Origin of the sequence: Mesomycoplasma ovipneumoniae (genome assembly GCF_024758565.1) — a bacterium.
GTDB classification, from domain to species: domain Bacteria; phylum Bacillota_I; class Bacilli_A; order Mycoplasmatales; family Metamycoplasmataceae; genus Mesomycoplasma; species Mesomycoplasma ovipneumoniae_B.
Map to the genome: position 1 here is coordinate 1,010,146 of NZ_CP079199.1, position 20,099 is coordinate 1,030,244.

Consider the following 20,099-nt stretch of genomic DNA (forward strand, 5'->3'; position numbering starts at 1 on the left):
AATTTTTTTAGAAAATGAGTATAATTTAAAAAGATATTATGAAGCTAATTTCCAAAATCATTTATTTTCTTTTGCAAATTTTTAGCTTTGGTTTGTTTGCTAAACATATTAAAAAAAAACATAATAAAACAAAGTCTGAACTCACTTTTGATGATAAAATCGGTTTCAAAGTCGATGATCTAGTTAAATTTTTAGGCGGGATTAAAAATATTGACTCATGTGATTTTACAGTTTCGAGATTAAAAATTAAATTAAAATCAACTGAAGGTATCAATGTTGATGAAATTGGAAAATTAAAAGGGATTTCAGGTGTTGTTGTTGGTTTAAACGAAATTAATTTAATAGTTGGTAATAAATCTAAGGCTATTTGAAAAGCTATAAATAATTTTGAATAAGTTTAAAAACAGTTTAAAAAATCCTAAGGAAATTACATAAAAAAATGCAAAAATTTGGAACCCATACCCGTGAAACTCAAAATTCAACTGGTACAAATCAAAATTTAAGCTACGAGCGTTTACTAGCAAATTTAATCACAATTGAACGTGCAGATTCAGCACTTTTTACAAGAATTGACAACGAGAATTATATTGATTTATTTTCTGCTTTAAAAACTAGCGATCTTAGAAAATTAATCTCTTCACCAATTTCTTCTGTGTCATTAACAACAAGTGAATTTGATGATTTTATTGAAAAAATAGAATCAATTCAAGACAAAGATGAATTAGTCGAATACTTAAAAAATTCAGACTACAAACTAAACCCGCTTACACAAAGAGCGCTTAATTCTGATTTTCAGTCAGCAAAAAAAGACATATTAAATAAAATATCATATAAAAAACAAACAAGCCTGGCAAAATGAAAACGTTTGATCAAAAAAGCTTATGATATTCTTAGAGATCGAAATGTTTGACCTTTGCACATCGGATTTTGCTATATTTCTTTGTCAATTGAGGATCGAAGTTTTTTTGGGCCTTTATTTGTTAAAGAATGTGAAGTTACAATTGTAAATTCAGTGCCAAGACTTAATGCTGATGGACATATAAAACTAAATAATAAACTACTTGCATTTTTAAAGAAACTTGACATTGACTTTAATTTTGATTTTGATTTTTCAGAATTTTCAATTGAAGAAGTAATTGAAAATGTTAAAAAATTTTATAATGATAAGTTTGAAATTCCTAACATTGAAGGAAAAATTGCAAAAGATGTCTCAACTCCAGAAGATACAATACATTTTCACCCCGGAGTTGTTCTAGGATTTTTCAACATTGGCGGATCACACCAACGTCAAATCATGGAAAAAATGATCAAAACCGGTGAAATTCACAACTTAATTGATGTTGATATTAATAAAACAACATACAGAAACAATGTTGAAAAATCAATTTTTTCACCTAAATTTACAGGATTTTTTAAAATTCAGCCCACTAATTTTACCCAAGATTGTGCCCATATTTCGGCAATCTTACAAAACACAATTATCTGAGGGCCTCCAGGAACTGGAAAATCCCAAACAATTGCAAACATTATTTCAAATGTTATTGCCCTAAATCGAACTGCACTTGTTAGCTCACAGAAAAAAATTGCCCTTGTTGTTTTAAGAAAAAGACTAAAAATGATGTCATTTTTCTGTCTTTTTGTTATTAATGAAAAACTGGAAAATTATAAAGATTTTTACAAGCCAATTGAAGAATATATCGAAAATATTGAAAATTTCAATATGGAATCGAAGCTTAAAGAAATTAAAGTTTTCTCCGATGATGATCGCCAATATTTAGAACTCTTAGAAAAAATTTTCCCTAAAATTGAAACTTTAACAAATACACTTGATGCCTACAAAACAATTGAAAAAGCAAACAATTTTTTTAAACTAAGTATTGCTGAAACTCTTTTTAAACTAAATAAATCGATTAATATCAATCCAAAAAGATCACCACATTCAAGAACTAGTCTAAAATTACACATTATTGAGTCAAAACTCAAACGTAAATTAAAAATTTATGAAAAAGCAATGCATGCAGCTTCTAATGAACTTCGCCAAGACGTTGACTTAATTCTTGAAAACCTAGTTAATTATGATGACAATTTGGAAAACATTTATAACAAAATTTCAAAATTAGAAATCTCTAATTTTGAAAATCTCGAAAAGTTTCTCAATTTTGTAAAAAAACCAAAAGTTGAAGTTCTTGATGATAAGGCTTTATTTATTCACCATGCAAAAAAAGTCTTTGAAATCTTGGCAAAATTAAATAATGACCCTGAATTTCAACAGCTCTATACTCGCTTCAGACTTAGCGTTAAACAAAAAAAGAAAATGTCTCCTTACAAGTTTTTACTAAAACATGCTGAAGTTATTAAGATTTTGTTCCCAGTTATTATTACAACTCCTGACATTGAACTTGTAATGTTTGAAAAACGTTATTTTGATTATATTATTATTGATGAAGCTTCACAAATGTTTTTAGAAGAAGCGCTTCCACTTTTATTTTACGGAAAAATTAAAGTTCTTGTTGGTGACCACCAACAAATGCAACCAATTCGTTGGTTTGCTTCAAAAATGAATGATGAATCAGAAGATGATGCCTTTGCAAATATTGAATCAATTTTAGAATATGCCCATTCCAAAGGTGTTTTTAACATTATGTTAGACAAAAATTATCGTTCACATCATGCTTCACTAATGTCTTTTAACTCCCGTCATTTTTATGATTCAGAGCTTAAAATTGCTAATAATCATAATTTTGAAGGTAATGATGTAATTGAAGTTCATAATGTTAATGGTCAGTGAGACGGACAGCAAAATATTGTTGAGGCAAAAGCAGTTGTTGATATTGCCCAAAAAAATATCAACAAGTTTGCAACAATGATAATTTTGGCTTTTAACAAAAATCAGCAAAACGCAATTGAAAAAATAATTTTTGAATCTTATCCAGAAATTGAAAAATTAATCTATACTGATAAAATTATTGTAAATAGTCTTGAAAATATTCAAGGAGATGAGGCTGATTTAGTAATTGTCTCAGTTGCCTACGACCAAAGTGCAAAATTTGGTTCAACTTATATAGCACGAAAAGGTGGAAAAAACGCCCTAAATGTTGCTACCTCTCGTGCCCGTCAAAAAATGATAATTTGCAAGTCAATAAATGCTGATGAAATTCAAAATACTTCTAACTCTGATGATCTAGAAATTTTTAAGTCATGAATTAATTTCCTTGACCTTGATGTTCAATCACAAATAAATTATTCACGTAAAAATAAAACTCAACTCTCACTTTCAGAGTTAAAAAATGTTGCAAAATCAAGCTTTTTTGCCGATTTTCAACAAGAATTTGCCGAAGAATTTTTTGGTCTTTTTCCAAGTTTAGAGCTAAAAACCAACTATATTGTCGGAACCGAGCAAATTGATGTTGCTATTTTTGATCAAGGCAAATTTTTACTTGGAATTTATTTAGATTCACTCGAATATCGCAAACCTAAAGAGTATATTGAATATTTTGATGCAATCAAATTCATTCAACAAAAAAAATATCCAATTATCATTATTAATTTTGTTGAATGAAAACTCAATAGAAACAAAGTAACCGAAAAACTCAAAAAAGAAATTATCAATTTGAAGGAAGATGATCTTGTTTAAACCGGAATTTTATCAGGTTGATGATTTAGTAATTGGCTGTGATGAGGTTGGTGTTGGTGAGTATTTTACAAATTTAACTGTTTGTTGCGCTGTTTTTCGCCAGTCAGAAATTGAAGGGCAACTTATTGAAAAAATTGTTGATTCAAAACTTTTAAATGAAAAAAAAATTAGTGAACTTTTTGAAATTTTGGACCAAAAAATTACTTATAAATTTATCTCTTTAGAGATGAAAGACTATAATGATCTGATCCAAAAAGGACTAAACTCACATGAAATCAAAGCTTTTTTATATTTTAAAGTGCTTAGCGAACTAGTTTTAATTTTTAAAGATGTTCAAATTGATAAAATTTTCATTGATGGTTTTGTCTCAGCACAAAAATTTAGTCAATATTTTGCTAAAATAAGTAAATTTTTCAACATCCAGCAGTGAAATTTTGAAAAATATCCCTTAATTTTAGAAAAAAAAGCCGACACAAAAATTAAACAAGTCGGAGCTGCCTCAATAATTGCAAAACATGCCTTAAGTCAAAAATTCAATAAACGGCAAGAAAAATGAAAAGCAATTTTTCCGGCTGGTTCAAATCAAATTGAAAAAATTGTTAATTTTTGTCTCGAGCAAATCCAGAAATACGGGACAATTTTCCTTGAAGAAAATGTAAAATTACATTTTAGCATTACTGATAAAGTCTATACGAAACTAAAGGAAAAAAATGGAAAAAATAGCTAAATTGTTTCAAGAAAATTCAGAACAAATTATCGCAAATGTCGGTAAAGCTGGCGGAGTTGGTCTTGGTGGCTGAATTGGCATAACTATTGGTGTTGGAATTATTTTATTTATTATTGGCGGTGTGATTGCCTTAATAGTCTCAAAAAAAATGTTTGAAAAACAAATCCGCGAAAATCCACCAATAACTGAAGGCATGATTCGTGCAATGTACATGCAAATGGGTCGAAAACCATCTGAGGCACAAATTAGAGCGGTTATGCGATCAGTAAAAAACGCTAAAAAGTAGGAAATAATGAAAAAAAAAGTTATTTTAATTATTATTGACGGCCTTGGATTGCGTCCTGAAAGTCAAGGAAACGGCTTTGCACTTGCAAAAACACCGGTTTTTGATCACCTTTTTGAGAATTATCCAAATAGTTTGATCGCCGCTTCAGGTCAAGAAGTTGGGCTCCCTGAAGGACAAATGGGAAATTCAGAAGTTGGCCATTTAAATATTGGGGCTGGATTTATTGTCTATACAGGAATTTCAATTATAAATAATGCTTTAAAAACCGGTGAGTTTTTCAAAAATGAAAAATTTATTAAGGTTTTTGAGCATAGTATCAAAACTGACACACCAGTGCAAATTATGGGACTTTTTTCACCTGGTGGTGTTCACTCACATCAAGATCACCTTTTTGCCCTAATTGATTTTGCCGCTGATTTTGGTGTTAAAAAACTTAATTTGCACCTTTTTGGTGATGGAAGGGATGTTGCCCCTGAATCAATTAAGCCAAATCTTAATTTATTAATAAAGAAATTGAAAAATTTTGAAAATTACAAAATTGCTTCAATTTCTGGCCGTTTTTATTCAATGGACCGTGATAAAATGTTTGACCGTGTTGAATTAGGATATAATTCTATTCGTGGAAAAGCCGAAAATACCTTCACAAATCCAATTGATTATGTTGATTCTCAATACGAAAAAGGAATTAGTGACGAATTTTTACAACCGGCAATAAATTTGCAGGTTAATAAAAATGATTTTCTTAACGACAATCATGGGGTTATTTTTTTCAATTTTCGTCCTGATCGTGCAAGACAACTTTCACATTTAATTTTGCAAACAGATTTATACAATTTTAAACCGAAATATCCTGTAAAAATCGACACTTTTGTGTCAATGATGAAATATGAAGGGATAAATTGCGATATTGCTTTTGAGGAAATGAAAGTCAAAAATCCACTTGGAAAAGTAGCTGATGAGGCAGGATTAAAACAACTTCGACTTGCTGAAACCCAAAAATATGCCCATGTAACTTTCTTTATTGACGGCGGCGTAGAACTTGAATTAAAAAATTCTGACCGAATTCTTGTTGATTCATTAAAAGTTGAGTCTTATGCTGATTATCCGCAAATGTCTGCTGTTGAAATTACAGATAAATTAATCCAAGTTGGTCAAAATTATGAGCTTATTATTGTCAATTTTGCAAATCCAGATATGGTTGGACATACAGGAAACTTAAAAGCAACTATAAAAGCAGTTGAAATTTTAGATTCACAAATTGGTCGAATTCACAACTGAGCAAAAGAAAATAATTTTCATTTTTTTATTACTGCCGACCATGGTAATGCCGAACTTACTGAGGATGAAAATAATAAGCCATCAACAAAACATACCGTATTTCCCGTTATGTTAATTTCAAGTGATAAGAGTTTGAAATTAAAAAACGGAAGATTGGCAAATATTGCCCCAACAGTGCTTGATTATTTAAATATCAAAAAACATCCTGATATGGATCATGAATCCTTAATAATTAAGCAAAACTAAACTTTTACAGACTATCTTATCTTCTTTAAAACCAAAATCATTTCTGCTTGATTTTGGTTTTTTTAAAAAATTAAAATTTATAATTTTTTCCCGAGTTTTCCAGTTTGATGAGATAATCTTAAAAAGTGTCCAATTTTTGGGCGCTTTTTAACTTTTTTGGATAAAATAGCAAAAATAATAAAAAAAATACAACTACTATTTAAACTCAATGCAAATAGAAAACTCGTTTTTATTTCCATTGAGCCTAAAAAAATATGTGAAGTTTTGAAAGAACAATAAAAAAACCTTAAATTTATATAGATTTCTAAACGGTTAAATTTAAGGCATTCCATCATATTTAAAAATATAATGGATAATTTGCATTTTCTGTTTTTTTAGACAAAAAACATAACTAATCCCCCCTTAATTCAATATCAAATTTATTAATTTATTCTTAAGTGATGGTTATTATAACATAATTTTTTCTTAGACCAAGCATTTTTTTTTTTTTTTTTGCAAAAGACTAATTTTAAAATAATAAAAATTAAGATTTTATCATCAAAAACACCCGTAAATCCGGGTGTTTTTGCATATTTGTATTCAATAAAAAGTGAATTTTCCTCATCAAACTGACAAACTCAAGGTTCGCAAATATTGCCCCAACAGTGCTTGATTATTTAAATATCAAAAAACATCCCGATATGGAACATGAATCCTTAATAATTAAGCAAAACTAAACTTTTACAGTCTAATTTTATCTTCTTTAAAACCAAAATCATTTTAATTTGATTTTGGTTTTTTTAAAAAATTAGAATTTATAATTTTTTATTGATTTTTAATATTTTTTACCAATTTCTAAAAAATATTAAAAAAAATGGTATAATTTAACATATCAAACAAATCGAGAGGTGTAAATGGCACGCAAGCTAGCAAAATTAAAAAATTTATTTATCTTTTCAACTCCCGTTGTTTTTTTAGTAGCAGCAAGTTGTAGCGTTAATCAAACAAATGAAGGAGACAAACAAAAAACAACACAAGAAACGAGTGCGAAAATCGCCGACAAATTAGGACCAAGTGTAAGTTTTGATGTAAATGGTAATTATGTCTTTACTATTAAAAATGATAAATTCAAAAATGCAACAAGCGTAGTGGCCCATTTTGAAGGTGAAATTGATGGAGCTGATCCAACAAATAATCCTCCTAAAATCACTCCAGAAGTTAATGGAATCATAAATAATTCAACCGTAATTTTTAACACAGCCGGAAAATTACAATACGACTATAAGTGATCGCTCAAAAAAATTCAAGTTGGCTCTGAAGAAATTTCGCAAGATCAATTCCCTGATGATTTAAAAGGTGACATTTGGTTTGAGAAAAAAATTGCGATAGTTAAACAAGATACTTCGCTTTGAATTGATCCTAAAACTCAACTTTTAAAAAATTGAATAAACACTGATGCAAATGTCGAGTTAAAAGCTGAATTTATGAAAGATGATCAGACAAAAGCGAGAAAAGTTGTGGATACCACTTTTAATACTTCGTTAAATAAATTTCAAGCTGCATTACAAGAGGGCTATAAATTTAATAGAATTTTAATTCAATCTAAAAATAACTCATTTGCAACAATAAGTTTACCTTATAAACCTTTTTAATATAATTTCTAAAATACAAAAAAAAGCAATTTCTTGAATGAAATTGCTTTTTTTTGTATTAAAAATAACGAGGATTAAATTAAGATATTAAATTAAATCAAAATGTTTTAATTCTGATTCTAATACATCAGCAGGAACATAACCCTCAAGACGATGAACAAGTTTGTGATCTTTATAAAATAATGTTGTTGGAGTTCCTTGGATTTGGTTATCACGTGCAAATAAAATATTTTCACGCACGTTAGTTCTAATGATAACTAGACCATTTACTCCATATTTATCATTCATTTGATCTATTGAAGGCTCATAAAGAACACAAGCTCCGCATCCAGGTTGGTGAAATACGAGAATTGCTGACTTACTTGTTTGAATTTTTTGATTAATGTCATCAGTTGAGTGAATATCAAAGATTGGCATAATATCTCCTTTTTTTATAAATGATACCACATTATTGCTTTTTTGCAATATATAAAAAGAAAAAAATTAATAAGACTTTGCAAATAAGACAAATCTAGTAGTTTTTTTGCCGCTAAATATTGAATTACCGCTTTGTGGTATGTTAAATATTGAATTTTTTGGCAAAATACAACGAGCTGTTGCGGTAGTTTCATCTTGTATTTGTTTCTCTTTTAATGAACTTTCATTAAAAGGAGCAATAACAAATTTCCCTTTTTGTATTTCTGCTTGAAGATCCTCATATGAAGTTACAAAAACTGTATTTTCAATTATGCGTGTTTTAGCTTTTTCAAACAGATTTTTTTGAATTTCATCAAGAATTTTAGGGCATTTGTCTTTTAATTCATCAAGATTAAAATAAATTTTTTGGCGGTTATCACGCCGAACAAGGCAAATTTGATTTTTCTTTACATCATTTGGCCCAATTTCAATTCGAACTGGTGAGCCAGAAACTTCAGACTTATTTATTTTAAAGCCAATTTGGTCATCTGATTCATCTACTTGATAGGTAATTTTTCTTTGTTTAAGAATTCTAGCTACTTTTTTTGAAAAAGCTTTTACTTCAGGATGTTTTTTTGCAAAAAATTCAAGAATATCTACCTTATAAGGGGCAATTTTTGGTGGCAAAACCAAACCACTATCATCGCTATGAACCATTACTAGAGCGCCAATTAGACGGGTTGAAATCCCTCAAGATGTTTGATACGGTGTCTCAAATTCGTTTTTGTTATTTTTAAACTGAATTCCAAAATTTTTAGCAAAATTTTGGCCTAAAAAATGCGATGTGGCCGATTGAAGCGCGCGGAAATTTTGCATCATTGACTCGATAGTGTAAGTTGTAACAGCACCGGCAAATTTTTCGCGATTAGTTTTTTTACCAAATATTGTTGGTATAGCAAGATAATTTTCTAAAAAGTATTTATAATATTTAGCTATTTTTTTAGTAAAATTTTGAGCCTCTAATTTATCTGAATGAATTGTGTGACCTTCTTGCCAAAGAAATTCAGTATTTCGTAAAAATGGATTAGTAGTTTTTTCTCATCTTAAAACTTGAGTTCACTGATTTAATTTTAACGGTAAAATGTTATTTGAAGCAATTTCATTTCGAAAATAATCAGCAAAAAGGAGCTCGCTAGTTGGTCTTATATAAATATTTTCGGATAGTTTTTTTTGGCCAACATGAGTAATTGTTAATAATTCTGGCGCAAAACCTTTAATATGTTGTTTTTCTTTTTCTATAAAACTTTCAGGTATAAGAAGCGGAAAATAAACATTTTTTACACCTTGGGAAGCAAAAAATGCATCTACTATTTTAGTTATATTAGTTCAAATTGAATAACCAAAAGGTTTAAAGTAAAGCGTTCCTTTAATTGGACCGTAACTCATTAAATTCGCCTGAGTTATAACGTCAACATATCATTTTGCAAAATCTTCGCTACTTGGCGTTATCTTTTCGGGACGTTTCATAAAATAAATAATTAAAAAAATGGTGAATTAACATTTGGCTGCCCCAGTTAGATTCGAACTAACGAATGACGGTACCAAAAACCGTTGCCTTACCGCTTGGCTATGGGGCAAAATGGTGGGGGGTGAGGGATTCGAACCCCCGAATCCGAAGAAAGTGGGTTACAGCCACCCGCATTTGGCCGCTCTGCAAACCCCCCGGTGCATTGCAGCTTTTTAATTATAACATATTTTTTTTGATTTGATAATTTTTTTTAATTTTTTTTTTTTTTTTAGACTAGCGATATTTGGCAACATCCTCAGTTACTATATGGAAAACATCATTTACTAGTTTTTCTTGCTCTTCAATTGGAAGATTTGGGTCTATTTTAATTTGTTTATAAGCAAAAATAAATGAAGGATGTAAAAAATTACCTAATGGACGTCCAATTTTGTACAATTCAATCCATTTATCTTTTAATTTTTTAGCAAGCCTTTCATCATCATGTCTTATTTTATATTCATTTGCCAATTTTTGATAAGTCAAAATTTTAAAAATAGCAAAGGTAAATCAAAAGTTTTTGACAAATTCAGACCACTTAATAAGGATAAAAAATCCTAGGCCAAAAAAGTAGCTTAGTGCTGGAAACCAAAAAACATAATATAAAATTTGACTATAAGGATTTAGTTGCGCTAAATTTTGACCAATTATTTCAGAATTAACATTTAAAACTATCAATTTATGACTAAAAAGCGGGCTAAGTAAAAACACTAATCTTACAATATAATTTAATAGTAAAAAAATCGAATCGGCAATATAATAAAAAATTAATTTTCTTGGCCTTTTGCGGTTTTTTAAATTATTAAAATAAACCAAAGTTTGAATAATTACTAAAAATAGAACAAATGATCCAACAAATGCTAAATACTGTCAGAATTGAAAATTACTAATTCCGGCAAAAAATAATCAAAAAATAAGCATTAACATCGAAACTAGCAAGGTTGAAATTGAATAATAAATTGACTTAGCAGTAAAAGAGATATTATTTCAAAGTTTTTCGACAGGATTTATTTTAGTTTTGGTTCTTTTTTCATGCTTTTGAAAAATATCTGAATTAAGCTGGTAAAAACTTGAAGTTCAAGCCGAATGCTTTTCACGATATTGCATTTTTTTATTTAAATCGCTAATTTCAGCTACAGATCTTGAATCAGACAGGAAGTAAAAAAACTGATTTTCATCATCATGCAAAAGTCATGAAAAATTAATTTGGTTAGATTTTTTTGATTTTGTAACTTTTTGAAGTAAATTTTTTGACTCCTTTTTTTGCTCTTGGGTTGTTTCTAAATTTTGCTGTGATTTTAGATAATTAGGCTGATAACTAACGTATTTTTCCGATTGATGATCATATTGAGGGCTATTTTGGGCCTGAATTTCGATATCTTTTGGATCTACAAATTTCTGACTATCATCTCCTTGAAATGGATTAGTGGTGTTATTTTTTAAATCTTGACTATAATTGGGTTTTTGAAAATTACCATAATGTTGATATTTGCGATCACGGGAAGCAAAATTCGAATTATGAGATTTGTTAGTGCTGTAATTTTTTGAATTATAAAAATTAGACTGATTTTGGTCGTTTATTTTTTGATTATTTTTTTCTTGGTCGTGATTTTGATTCATTAAATTCTCCTGTGTAACTATTTAACCTATTTATTTTACAAATTTAATTTAAATCTAAAAAAGTTAATTTAATATTAGCACCTTTTTCAATTTCTTCATTAAATTTTACCAATTTATAACTAATATTAATTATTTTTTTCTATTTAATTAAATATGATAAAAAAACGCATGTTTTTAATGATTCGGTATTTTTATTATTATAAAAACTTGTATTAATAAAATTAGAAATTTTACAATACAAAACTCAGGCATCAAAAACAACACTAATTATATAATATATAATAAGCAAAATAGTTAAGCTTAATTTTCTTCATTTGAATTCGGTAAAATTGCATTTTTTTGAAGAAACTGTAATTTAATTTAAATTTTTAAAAATAGATCATTATTTTAAAAATTTTTTCAAAATATCAATTTTTTTTAAGAATTAACCTCAATAACTGAAATAATTTCTAAAATCAACATAAAAATACCTTTTTTAACCCAAAAAAATGAACTTTTGATCATAAAAGTTCTATATTTTTAAATTTTTTGTTGATTTTAATAAAAATTACTCCCACTTCACTCCACTAATAAAATCCAAAAAATTTAAAAAATACCCCCTAAAATCTGTCATTTTTCTCAAATAAAAAACGAGAAATAAAAAAAATTAATTTTTTTTGCTTTGAAATGGGTTTTAGTGTATAATTGTGGTTGACAGTGGAGATAAAAAATGTTTGGAACTGTTTTCAGAATATTAGATGAAAAAAATAGAATTGTGCTACCTCCTGCTTTTCGTGATGAACTTGAAGGTGACTTCTATATTTCAGCTAATTTGGAAAAAATTCTCGAGATCAGAAGCCAAACCGAATTTGATATTATTGCCCAAAAAATTGGAAAAGCAAACTCATTAGATCCACGACTTCGTGATTTTGCAAGATATTTTTTTGGAAATACCGTCAAAGTTTCTGTCGATAAGCAAGGTAGATTTTTAATTCCCAAAAATTTACTTGACTTGGCCGCTGTCAAAAAAAGAATCTATTTATTAGGGGTTAATAACAAAATTGAAATTTGGCCTGAAGAAAGATACGATCAATTTTTTGCAAAGTTTTCTGACAGTGATGTCACCGCTGATTTAGAAAAAGAATTGCTAAAATCGGGAGTTGAATTATAAAATGCACATTCCAGTTTTGTTAGAAGAAGTTATCTTAGCTCTTGAAATTAATCCCGAAGGATTTTATGTTGATTTAACTTTAGGGCGTGGCGGACATTCCAAGGCGATTCTTGAAAAATTAACAACGGGAAAACTGATTGTTTTTGATAAAGATATCCAAGCCATAGACGAAACTAAATCTAAATTAACTGCAATTAGTCAAAATGTTGATTTTATTTGTTCAGATTTTGTAAACTTTGATTATCACTTAGAAAAATTGGGAATTGATTATATAGATGGGTTTATTGTTGATTTAGGTGTTTCTTCACCTCAAATTGATAATCCTGAGCGTGGCTTTTCTTACTCTAAAGATGGCAATTTAGATATGAGAATGGACACAAGTCAATCTCTTGATGCTTCTTGAGTTTTAAATCAATATTCTGAAGAAAAACTAACTCAGATTTTTTACAAATACGGACAAGTAAAATTTGCGCGGCAAATTGCAAAAGCAATCATTGAAAATAGACCTTTGAAAACTACTTTTGATCTTACTAAAATTGTCAAAAAAGTTATTCCAGCACTGGCGTTATCTAAAAAAAACTTTGTCAAAAATGTTTTCCAGGCTGTGCGAATTGAAGTAAATAATGAACTTGAATCTCTGCAAATGTTGTTAAAAAAGTTACCAAAATTCTTAAAGCACGGTTCAAAAGTTTTAATTATTAGCTTCCATTCGCTAGAGGATCGAATTGTCAAAGATGCATTTTTAAATTTAGTTAACAAGTCTAAGCAAGATTTTTTTAAAAAAGGTGATCCAGAATTCTCAACGAAAGTTTTTCGACCATCACCAAAAGAAGTTTTGCTAAATCCAAGAGCAAAATCAGCTAAATTACGAGTTTTAATTAAAAATTCATAAAAAAAGAAAAATTGAAAAATAGGTAAAAATACTATGGAAAGATGTAGTAAAATTATGCTAATGGGATTAGGTGATTTTGGATCTAAAATTGTTCAAAGTCTCAATTTAGATCAAGCTAACTTTCCAAAATTTTTTATAAATTCACGAGATGAATATTCTAATTTCAATTTTAGCGATCAAAATTCACTAATTCTTAGTCAATCAAATTTTGGATATGACTGGAAAAAAGCAAACCAAGCAGTGAAAGATAAAAGTTTAGAAATTCAATCTATTCTTGCTGGGGTCAAAATTCTCTTTTTGATTGTCGGATTAGGCGGATCAACTGGATCAGGAGCGGTTTTAGAAGTAGCTGAAATTGCTCAAAAAATGAATATAATTATAATAGTTTTAGCAACAAATCCTTCTGAAAATGAGTCAAAATTTAGACGCGAAACAAGTTTTGACGTGCTTCAAAATTTGAAAAAAATTGTTGATTCATTAATTTTAATTTCACCAGAAGAAATAAGTTCAACATTTCCGAGTCTTATAGTTGAAAATGTTCTTCAATTAATAGCAGTGACTATTCAAAAGAAAATTTCAATTCTAACAAAAGCTATTTGTCAACAAAATGCATTAATTCATGTTAACAGTTCAATCATCGAGTCAATTTTATCCAACAATAATTTTGTTTTTGTCGGATATGCAAGTGCAATTGGTTCAAATAGGGCAATAGTTGCAACTGAAAATGCCTTTAAAAACCATTTTGTCGAATTTGATCTCTCATCTTCCGAGGAAATGTTAATAACAATTAGTGCTAACAATTCAATTTTACAAACCGAAATTAACGATGTTCTTAACACAATTAGAAAAAATTTCAAACCAGACTTAAAATTTTCTTATGGCGTGTATACAAACACAAAATTAGATAAACAAATTGAAATTGGTATAATTGCAAGTCAGAAAAAGCATAGTTATGAAAGCAAAAAAGCAGCAAAATTAAATCTTGCCTTCGATAACAAATTTAGTATTTTCTAAGCAAATTAGTTTTGATTTAACTTTTATTAAAGCTTATAAAACACCTTTAAAAATTATAAAATTTTAGTACGCAAACAAAATTTTATAACAAAAAGGTGTTTTTGTATTATTTTTTTTAAAAAATTTTTTTTGTGGGCAAATCGACGGAAATATAGTATAATAATATTGTAGTTTTACTATTATTTTATCAACTCAATTATTATGTCAAAATTCAATAAATATATATCTGACTATTTTCTTGATAGTCAAAAAATACTTGCAAAATTTAATCCGAAAAATATTGTTATTTTACAGTTTTTCCAACGTAGAGATTTTGCCGTTATTGGCGGAATGGATGAAGTTTTAAAATTTTTAGTAGATAATACTGATTATAAAAAATATAAAATTCGTTATTTACAAGATGGAACTCGTGTAAAAAAACGTGAAATAGTTCTTGAATTAGAGGGTCCTTTACATCTTTTTGGTCATGTTGAAGGAATTATTGATGGAATTTTAAGCCGCTCAACTTCAATAGCAACAAATGCTTTTTTATGCAAAAAAGCAGCAAATGATAAAGAAATAATCTTTATGGCCGATCGTTCTGATCACTATTTGATGCACCAAATTGACGGAAAAGCAGCAAAAATAGGTGGTATTTCGATATTTAGCAATTTAGCTCAATCAGGAAAAAGTGCTACTAAAAATTTTGGCTCAATGCCTCACTCTTTAATTCAAAATTTTGACGGTGATCTTATTAAAACTTCTCAAGCTTACCGTAAAATTTTCCCAGACCAACCACTGGTAGCATTAGTAGATTTTAACAACAATGTAATTGAAGAATCCTTAGCTGTTTTGGCTGAATTTGGTGAAAATTTAGCCGGAGTTAGAATTGATACTTCTTCAAATATTGCCGATCAAATGTTCGAAGATCCTAAAAAAGACGAATTTGGAATTAATGCAAAATTAATAAAAAAACTACGTGAAGAGCTAGATAAAAATAACGGTCAACACGTAAAAATTATCGCCTCATCAGGATTAAATCCTATGAAAATTAGAGAATTAGAAGAACAAAACGCCCCTGTAGATTTATACGGTGTTGGTGAATATATGCTTCAAATTCGAAATCATTTTAGCGCCGATGCAACAGTGTTAAATGGCAAAAAATTAGCTAAATTTGGTCGTTTTTATCGTAAAAATCCAAAATTAATAACTTTTGAATATGAAAAATAATCTTGAATTGAATAATTTGGGTTATAATGATGACCTCAAAATTTGACAAGACAAGACAAGTTTTAATTATTCAGTTGATACTATTTTGCTAGGAAATTTCATCACCTTAACTAAAAGAGTAAAACTAGCACTTGAAATAGGAACAAATAACGCAGCACTAGCAATTTTTGTTGCTCATCGAAAAAAAGATTTAACTATTGATGCAATTGAAATTAATGAAAAAGCCGTTAATTTAGCTAAAAAAAACGTTGAAATTAATAAAAAAGAAAGCCAAATTAATCTAATTTGTGCTGATTTCAATCAATTTTGAGTTGAACATAATAAAAAACAGTCACGAAAATACGACTTAATTTTTGCTAATCCTCCTTATTTTAAAGTCGGAACAAAAAAAATCCGAAATGTTAGCCCTGAGTTTAAAAATGCAATTTATGAATTTAGCCTTAATTTATCGCAATTAATTCTCGGGGCAAGTAAAATTATTCAAGACAAAGGAAGATTATCGCTGGTTTTGCCAATCGAGAGATTTATTGATGTGATAGAATGTTTGCGTCAGGGTCGATTTGAGCCAAAGCGTGTTCAATTTGTAATGGCAAGAGTGGGATCTAGTCCCAAATTTGTTTTGGTTGAATCAGATTTTAACGCTCAGTGGGGAACCCAATTCCTACATAATCTATATTTACACCCTAATAATAAAAATGAACATGTTTATCGCAAAGAAATTCAGAAACTTTATGTAGCCCGAAAGGTTAAAAATGGCTAAAAAATTTTACATCACAACTCCTATTTACTATGCTAGTGGAAATCTTCATATTGGTCATCTTTATAGTTCGACCTTAGCATGAGTGTTCAGAAATTTTAAAAAAATGCAAGGTTTTGACGCACTAATGCTAACAGGATCTGATGAACACGGCCACAAAATAAGTCGTTTAGCCCATCAGTCAGGTTTAGATCCCCAAACTTTTGTTGATAAAAATGTGGAAAAATTTAAAATTTTATGGCAAAAATTTGGCATTGACTATGATTATTTTTTAAGAACAACTAGTCAAAGTCATAAAAATTTTGTTAAAAAAATTTTTTACAAAATGTACGAAAATAACGATATTTTTCAAGGTCAATATCAAGGTCTTTATTCTGTAAGTGACGAAGAATTTTTATCTCAAGTTCAATGTATCGAAAAAAACAACGAATTTTTCCACCCAGTTAGCGGCGCAAAAATGGAATTAGTGGAAGAAAATTCTTATTTTTTTACAATCAGTAAATTCCAAAAATGGCTAGAAAATTATTTAGACGCTAATCCTAATTTCATTTCTGACAAAAAAATCGCAAATGAGCTAAGACAAAATTTTTTCCAAAAAGGTTTAGAAGATTTATCCGTTAGCCGAAAAAATTTAAAATGAGGAATAAATCTTGAAAAATTTCAAGATCAAACTATCTATGTTTGACTTGATGCTCTTTTTAGCTATTTATCAATTTTTGACGACCAAATTAATATCGACTCACCACATAGTGAAAATTTTTGAAACCAGGCTGATGAAATTGTTCATGTTGTTGGAAAAGAAATAGCTCGTTTTCACTGTATTTATTGGCCGATTTTTTTAAAATCATTAAATTTCAGATTGCCATCAACAATTTTGACTCACGGCTGACTCATAACTCCTGAAGGAAAAATGTCAAAATCAAAAGGAAATGTAATTAATCCTCTTGAATTACTTGATGAATTTGATGCTGAAATTATTAAATTTTATTTTGTAAGTCAAATAAGTACTGAAAATGATAGTATTTTTGACAAAAAATTATTAGAAAGTTTATATAATTCATTTTTTGTCAACACATATGGAAATCTAATTAGTCGAACAATTGCACTTGTTTTGAAATATTTTAATAACGGTTTGCAATTTAAAATTGAAGATTTAGATTGAACAGATATTAGTTATTATGAAAAAATTTTGTTAAGCTTTGACTTATTTTCCGAAAATTTGTCTAATTTTCAGCTTGAAAAGGGCTTTAAACTAATAATTGATCTAGCAAAAAATTTAAACGGTTATTTTGATATCAAACAATTATGAAACGAAAAAAACTTAGATAAATTAGGTGCAAGTTTACTTTTAGTTTTAAATGGAATTTATGCGATTTCAGCATGTCTAAACTGCGTTATGCCTAAAACTGTTGAAAAAATTATTGATTTTTTAGGAATAAAAACCACAAGTTTTGAATTAATTACAAAATTAGATAAATTTGACAAAATTGTTTTTGAAAAACTTGAAAAACCTTTTTTCCCAAGAAAAAAATCTTAATAACCAAATTTTCAGCGAAAATTATGTTTATCGTTTAAAAATTGAATTAATGGCACTATGTTTATCAAAAAAAGTGAATAAATTGGAAATGAAATTGTTGATTTTAAAATTATTGGTGTTAAATAAAAGAAAAAATATTCTTCAATAAGTCTATCTCTTCCGGTTCGATTCAAGAAACGATTATAATATTGCACAAATGCAAACGGATGCCATAATCAACGAAAAACGACAAAGCAAAAACTAAGCACAAAAAGCGTTATTAAAGCATTTTTAAATTTCTGAGTCGGTTTTTTTCAATATAAAATTATTAGGAATGTTGTAAATGCTAATAAAATAACTCCAAAAATCCCTATTAATAAAAGAACTAGATTTTTACTAAAAAACCTTCTTCAACCTTTTGCGACTTTTTGAATTTCAGACTCACTTGTAAAAAAATAAAAAATAAACACTGAAAAAGTTATTAGATAAGTTAAAATTAACATAAAAATTAATACTTTTTTATTTTTACTTGCAAAATTAAAAGCCAACGAGGAAAAAATTGCAACTAAAATCGGGATAATTCCATATTCTGGGGTTCAGAAAAAAATGCGACTTGTAAGCAAAAGTTTTCCAAAATCAAATGTAAAAGCAACTATCGCGCCTTTGAACCAACTTAAAATTATTCCTATCAAAACGTAAAATGGAAGTTCAAATGCTAAGTTAAATCTACTTGGAAGACTAGTTTTAATTATAAAAGCAATAATTAAAAACATTGCCATTAAATATCCTGAAATTACGAGTTCAAAGCTTGTAAATCGAAATATTTTATGGTTCGCTCTAAAAAATTGTTTAATATTTGTTCTAAATGTTGTTAAATTCATTGTTTTAATGGTAAATTATAATAAAAATTTAGTATAAAATATTATAATTTAAAAATAAAAAAAGGATTAAAAAAAATGATAGAAAAAAACTCGTTTCAAGAACTTTATCCAGAAAGAATAATTAACATTCAAGCCTATAAATATAATGGCTTTTTGTATCGCCAATGATCAAATGCAAGAGTAATTTCAAATTCACTTACTCATGTTGTTGTTAGTTTAAATGGCAGCATTGTGAAAAAATACGGGACAAAATCATGACGTTTTTCTGAACCGACTATTTTTGTTTTTCCAAAAAAAACAATGCATAATGCAATTATTACTTTTAAACCGGGTCAACATTTTAGTTATCATTACTATATAAATTTAGCTTCAGATTTTATTTTTGAAGAAAATACTATCAAATTTGTTGATTTTGATATCGATATTAAAATTTATAATAAAAAAAGTTTTGATATTGTTGATCGCGAAGAATTCCTTGAAAATAAGGAAATTATGAATTATCCTGCAAAATTAGAAGGAATACTTTCAAACGAAATTAGTAAAATATTTCTACTATTTTTGCAAAAAAAATCATTCTTTAGTAACGAGTATCTTCAAGTTTTTATTGATCTGTGTCAACGGCAAAAATGTTGAGTGCGTTAGTTGCGGCATTAAATTCTGCTTCTTTAATAGATTTTCCGTAGCCAGTGCCGTATTTTTTTTCTTCCCAAATTAGGTCAACGCGAAAAGTCCCATCAGCAAGCCGAGTTGGTAAATAATTAATTTTACTAAGTGAAGAAAAAGATTGAATTTTTTCTTGAAAAATTGATTTTGGGTCTTTGTACTCTTTTTCGCATGCAAAATTTACGCCATTATACAAATATTTTGCCAAAAATTCATTAAGCTTATCAAAACCTTGATCAAGTAAAATTGCTGCTGAAAATGCTTCAAAAACATCGGCTTTTAACTTGTTGTTTTCACGAATTTCTGATGCACCTTTACCTAAAAATACAAGCTCAATTAACCCTAAATCTTGACAGACTTTAGCTAAATAATTTGTCGAAGTAAGTACCGCACGAAGTTGAGTTGAATTACCTTCATTTTTATAAAAATTATCATAGATTGCCCGAGTTACAGCATAATGAATTGCCGAATCTCCCAAAAATTCTAACATTTCATAATGCGGTGTTGATGGATTTGTAAAGTTGTAACTTTTATGTGTTAATGATTGAACATAAATGTCTATTGAATTTGGTTTAATATCTAATTTTTCCAAAAATTCGTGAATTTTTTTATTAGATTGCATTATTCTCCTTTTA

The 20,099-nt window shown here is 28.3% G+C and carries 18 protein-coding genes and 2 tRNA genes; 13 read left to right on the forward strand and 7 right to left on the reverse strand.

From position 1 onward, the window contains the following. The first annotated feature begins 38 nt into the window (after window positions 1-38). The 6 genes from KW512_RS03675 to KW512_RS03700 all read left to right on the forward strand — a co-directional run bounded on the left by KW512_RS03675 (window position 39) and on the right by KW512_RS03700 (window position 7,802). Window positions 39-395, forward strand: coding sequence for a PTS transporter subunit EIIB (locus KW512_RS03675; RefSeq protein WP_010321416.1), 357 nt, complete (start codon window positions 39-41; stop codon window positions 393-395). A 44-nt stretch (window positions 396-439) separates the two neighbouring features. Continuing rightward, window positions 440-3,634, forward strand: a complete 3,195-nt coding sequence (locus KW512_RS03680) for a DEAD/DEAH box helicase (RefSeq protein WP_258841444.1) — start codon at window positions 440-442, stop codon at window positions 3,632-3,634. Then, window positions 3,621-4,361: a ribonuclease HIII gene (locus KW512_RS03685; RefSeq protein WP_258841445.1), complete on the forward strand. Its 741-nt coding sequence runs from the start codon at window positions 3,621-3,623 to the stop codon at window positions 4,359-4,361. Before KW512_RS03680 ends, KW512_RS03685 begins: the two co-directional genes overlap by 14 nt. After that, the gene (locus KW512_RS03690) at window positions 4,345-4,647 is read left to right on the forward strand and encodes a YneF family protein (protein ID WP_010321413.1); all 303 of its coding nucleotides are present in this window, start codon (window positions 4,345-4,347) and stop codon (window positions 4,645-4,647) included. Before KW512_RS03685 ends, KW512_RS03690 begins: the two co-directional genes overlap by 17 nt. 6 nt (window positions 4,648-4,653) lie before the next feature. After that, entirely contained in the window at window positions 4,654-6,171 is a 1,518-nt protein-coding gene (gene gpmI, locus KW512_RS03695) for a 2,3-bisphosphoglycerate-independent phosphoglycerate mutase (RefSeq protein WP_258841447.1), read from the forward strand. An 893-nt stretch (window positions 6,172-7,064) separates the two neighbouring features. After that, entirely contained in the window at window positions 7,065-7,802 is a 738-nt protein-coding gene (locus KW512_RS03700) for a hypothetical protein (RefSeq protein ID WP_258841448.1), read from the forward strand. A gap of 87 nt (window positions 7,803-7,889) precedes the next feature. Here KW512_RS03700 and KW512_RS03705 read toward each other — a convergent pair whose 3' ends face one another. The 5 genes from KW512_RS03705 to KW512_RS03725 all read right to left on the reverse strand — a co-directional run bounded on the left by KW512_RS03705 (window position 7,890) and on the right by KW512_RS03725 (window position 11,382). Next, window positions 7,890-8,219, reverse strand: a complete 330-nt coding sequence (locus tag KW512_RS03705) for a thioredoxin family protein (RefSeq protein WP_258841449.1) — start codon at window positions 8,217-8,219, stop codon at window positions 7,890-7,892. 66 nt (window positions 8,220-8,285) lie between these two features. Then, window positions 8,286-9,725 (reverse strand): proline--tRNA ligase, encoded by a 1,440-nt coding sequence (proS, locus tag KW512_RS03710; protein WP_258841450.1) that lies wholly within the window; start codon window positions 9,723-9,725, stop codon window positions 8,286-8,288. Between the two features lie 35 nt (window positions 9,726-9,760). Beyond that, window positions 9,761-9,835, reverse strand: a tRNA-Gln gene (locus tag KW512_RS03715). A gap of 3 nt (window positions 9,836-9,838) precedes the next feature. Then, window positions 9,839-9,922 (reverse strand) — tRNA-Tyr (locus tag KW512_RS03720). 77 nt (window positions 9,923-9,999) lie between these two features. After that, window positions 10,000-11,382 (reverse strand): energy-coupling factor transporter transmembrane protein EcfT, encoded by a 1,383-nt coding sequence (locus KW512_RS03725; RefSeq protein ID WP_258841451.1) that lies wholly within the window; start codon window positions 11,380-11,382, stop codon window positions 10,000-10,002. Window positions 11,383-12,091: 709 nt separating this feature from the next. Between KW512_RS03725 and mraZ the strand changes: the two genes are divergently transcribed. From mraZ to metG, 6 genes are all read left to right on the forward strand, one after another. Continuing rightward, window positions 12,092-12,532 carry a division/cell wall cluster transcriptional repressor MraZ gene (gene mraZ / locus KW512_RS03730; RefSeq protein ID WP_010321407.1) on the forward strand — a complete coding sequence of 147 codons (441 nt, stop codon included), beginning with the start codon at window positions 12,092-12,094 and terminating at the stop codon, window positions 12,530-12,532. Between the two features lies 1 nt (window position 12,533). After that, entirely contained in the window at window positions 12,534-13,424 is an 891-nt protein-coding gene (gene rsmH, locus KW512_RS03735) for a 16S rRNA (cytosine(1402)-N(4))-methyltransferase RsmH (protein ID WP_258841452.1), read from the forward strand. 33 nt (window positions 13,425-13,457) lie between these two features. After that, complete coding sequence (locus KW512_RS03740) at window positions 13,458-14,438, forward strand: cell division protein FtsZ (protein WP_258841453.1); 981 nt, start codon at window positions 13,458-13,460, stop codon at window positions 14,436-14,438. 201 nt (window positions 14,439-14,639) lie between these two features. Further along, entirely contained in the window at window positions 14,640-15,647 is a 1,008-nt protein-coding gene (locus KW512_RS03745) for a nicotinate phosphoribosyltransferase (protein WP_258841454.1), read from the forward strand. Then, window positions 15,637-16,407, forward strand: a complete 771-nt coding sequence (locus tag KW512_RS03750; RefSeq protein WP_258841455.1) for a tRNA1(Val) (adenine(37)-N6)-methyltransferase — start codon at window positions 15,637-15,639, stop codon at window positions 16,405-16,407. Before KW512_RS03745 ends, KW512_RS03750 begins: the two co-directional genes overlap by 11 nt. Then, on the forward strand, window positions 16,400-17,941 hold the full coding sequence (gene metG / locus KW512_RS03755; protein WP_258841456.1) for a methionine--tRNA ligase: 1,542 nt from the start codon (window positions 16,400-16,402) through the stop codon (window positions 17,939-17,941). Before KW512_RS03750 ends, metG begins: the two co-directional genes overlap by 8 nt. Here the strand turns inward: metG and KW512_RS03760 are convergent. Next, window positions 17,938-18,699 carry an ECF transporter S component gene (locus tag KW512_RS03760; protein ID WP_258841457.1) on the reverse strand — a complete coding sequence of 254 codons (762 nt, stop codon included), beginning with the start codon at window positions 18,697-18,699 and terminating at the stop codon, window positions 17,938-17,940. The genes metG and KW512_RS03760 overlap by 4 nt on opposite strands. A gap of 177 nt (window positions 18,700-18,876) precedes the next feature. Between KW512_RS03760 and KW512_RS03765 the strand changes: the two genes are divergently transcribed. Then, window positions 18,877-19,443, forward strand: coding sequence for a DUF402 domain-containing protein (locus KW512_RS03765; protein WP_258841458.1), 567 nt, complete (start codon window positions 18,877-18,879; stop codon window positions 19,441-19,443). Here KW512_RS03765 and KW512_RS03770 read toward each other — a convergent pair. After that, the gene (locus KW512_RS03770; protein ID WP_258841459.1) at window positions 19,403-20,086 is read right to left on the reverse strand and encodes a ribonuclease III family protein; all 684 of its coding nucleotides are present in this window, start codon (window positions 20,084-20,086) and stop codon (window positions 19,403-19,405) included. The two genes, KW512_RS03765 and KW512_RS03770, sit on opposite strands and share 41 nt — an antisense overlap. Window positions 20,087-20,099: the final 13 nt, after the last annotated feature.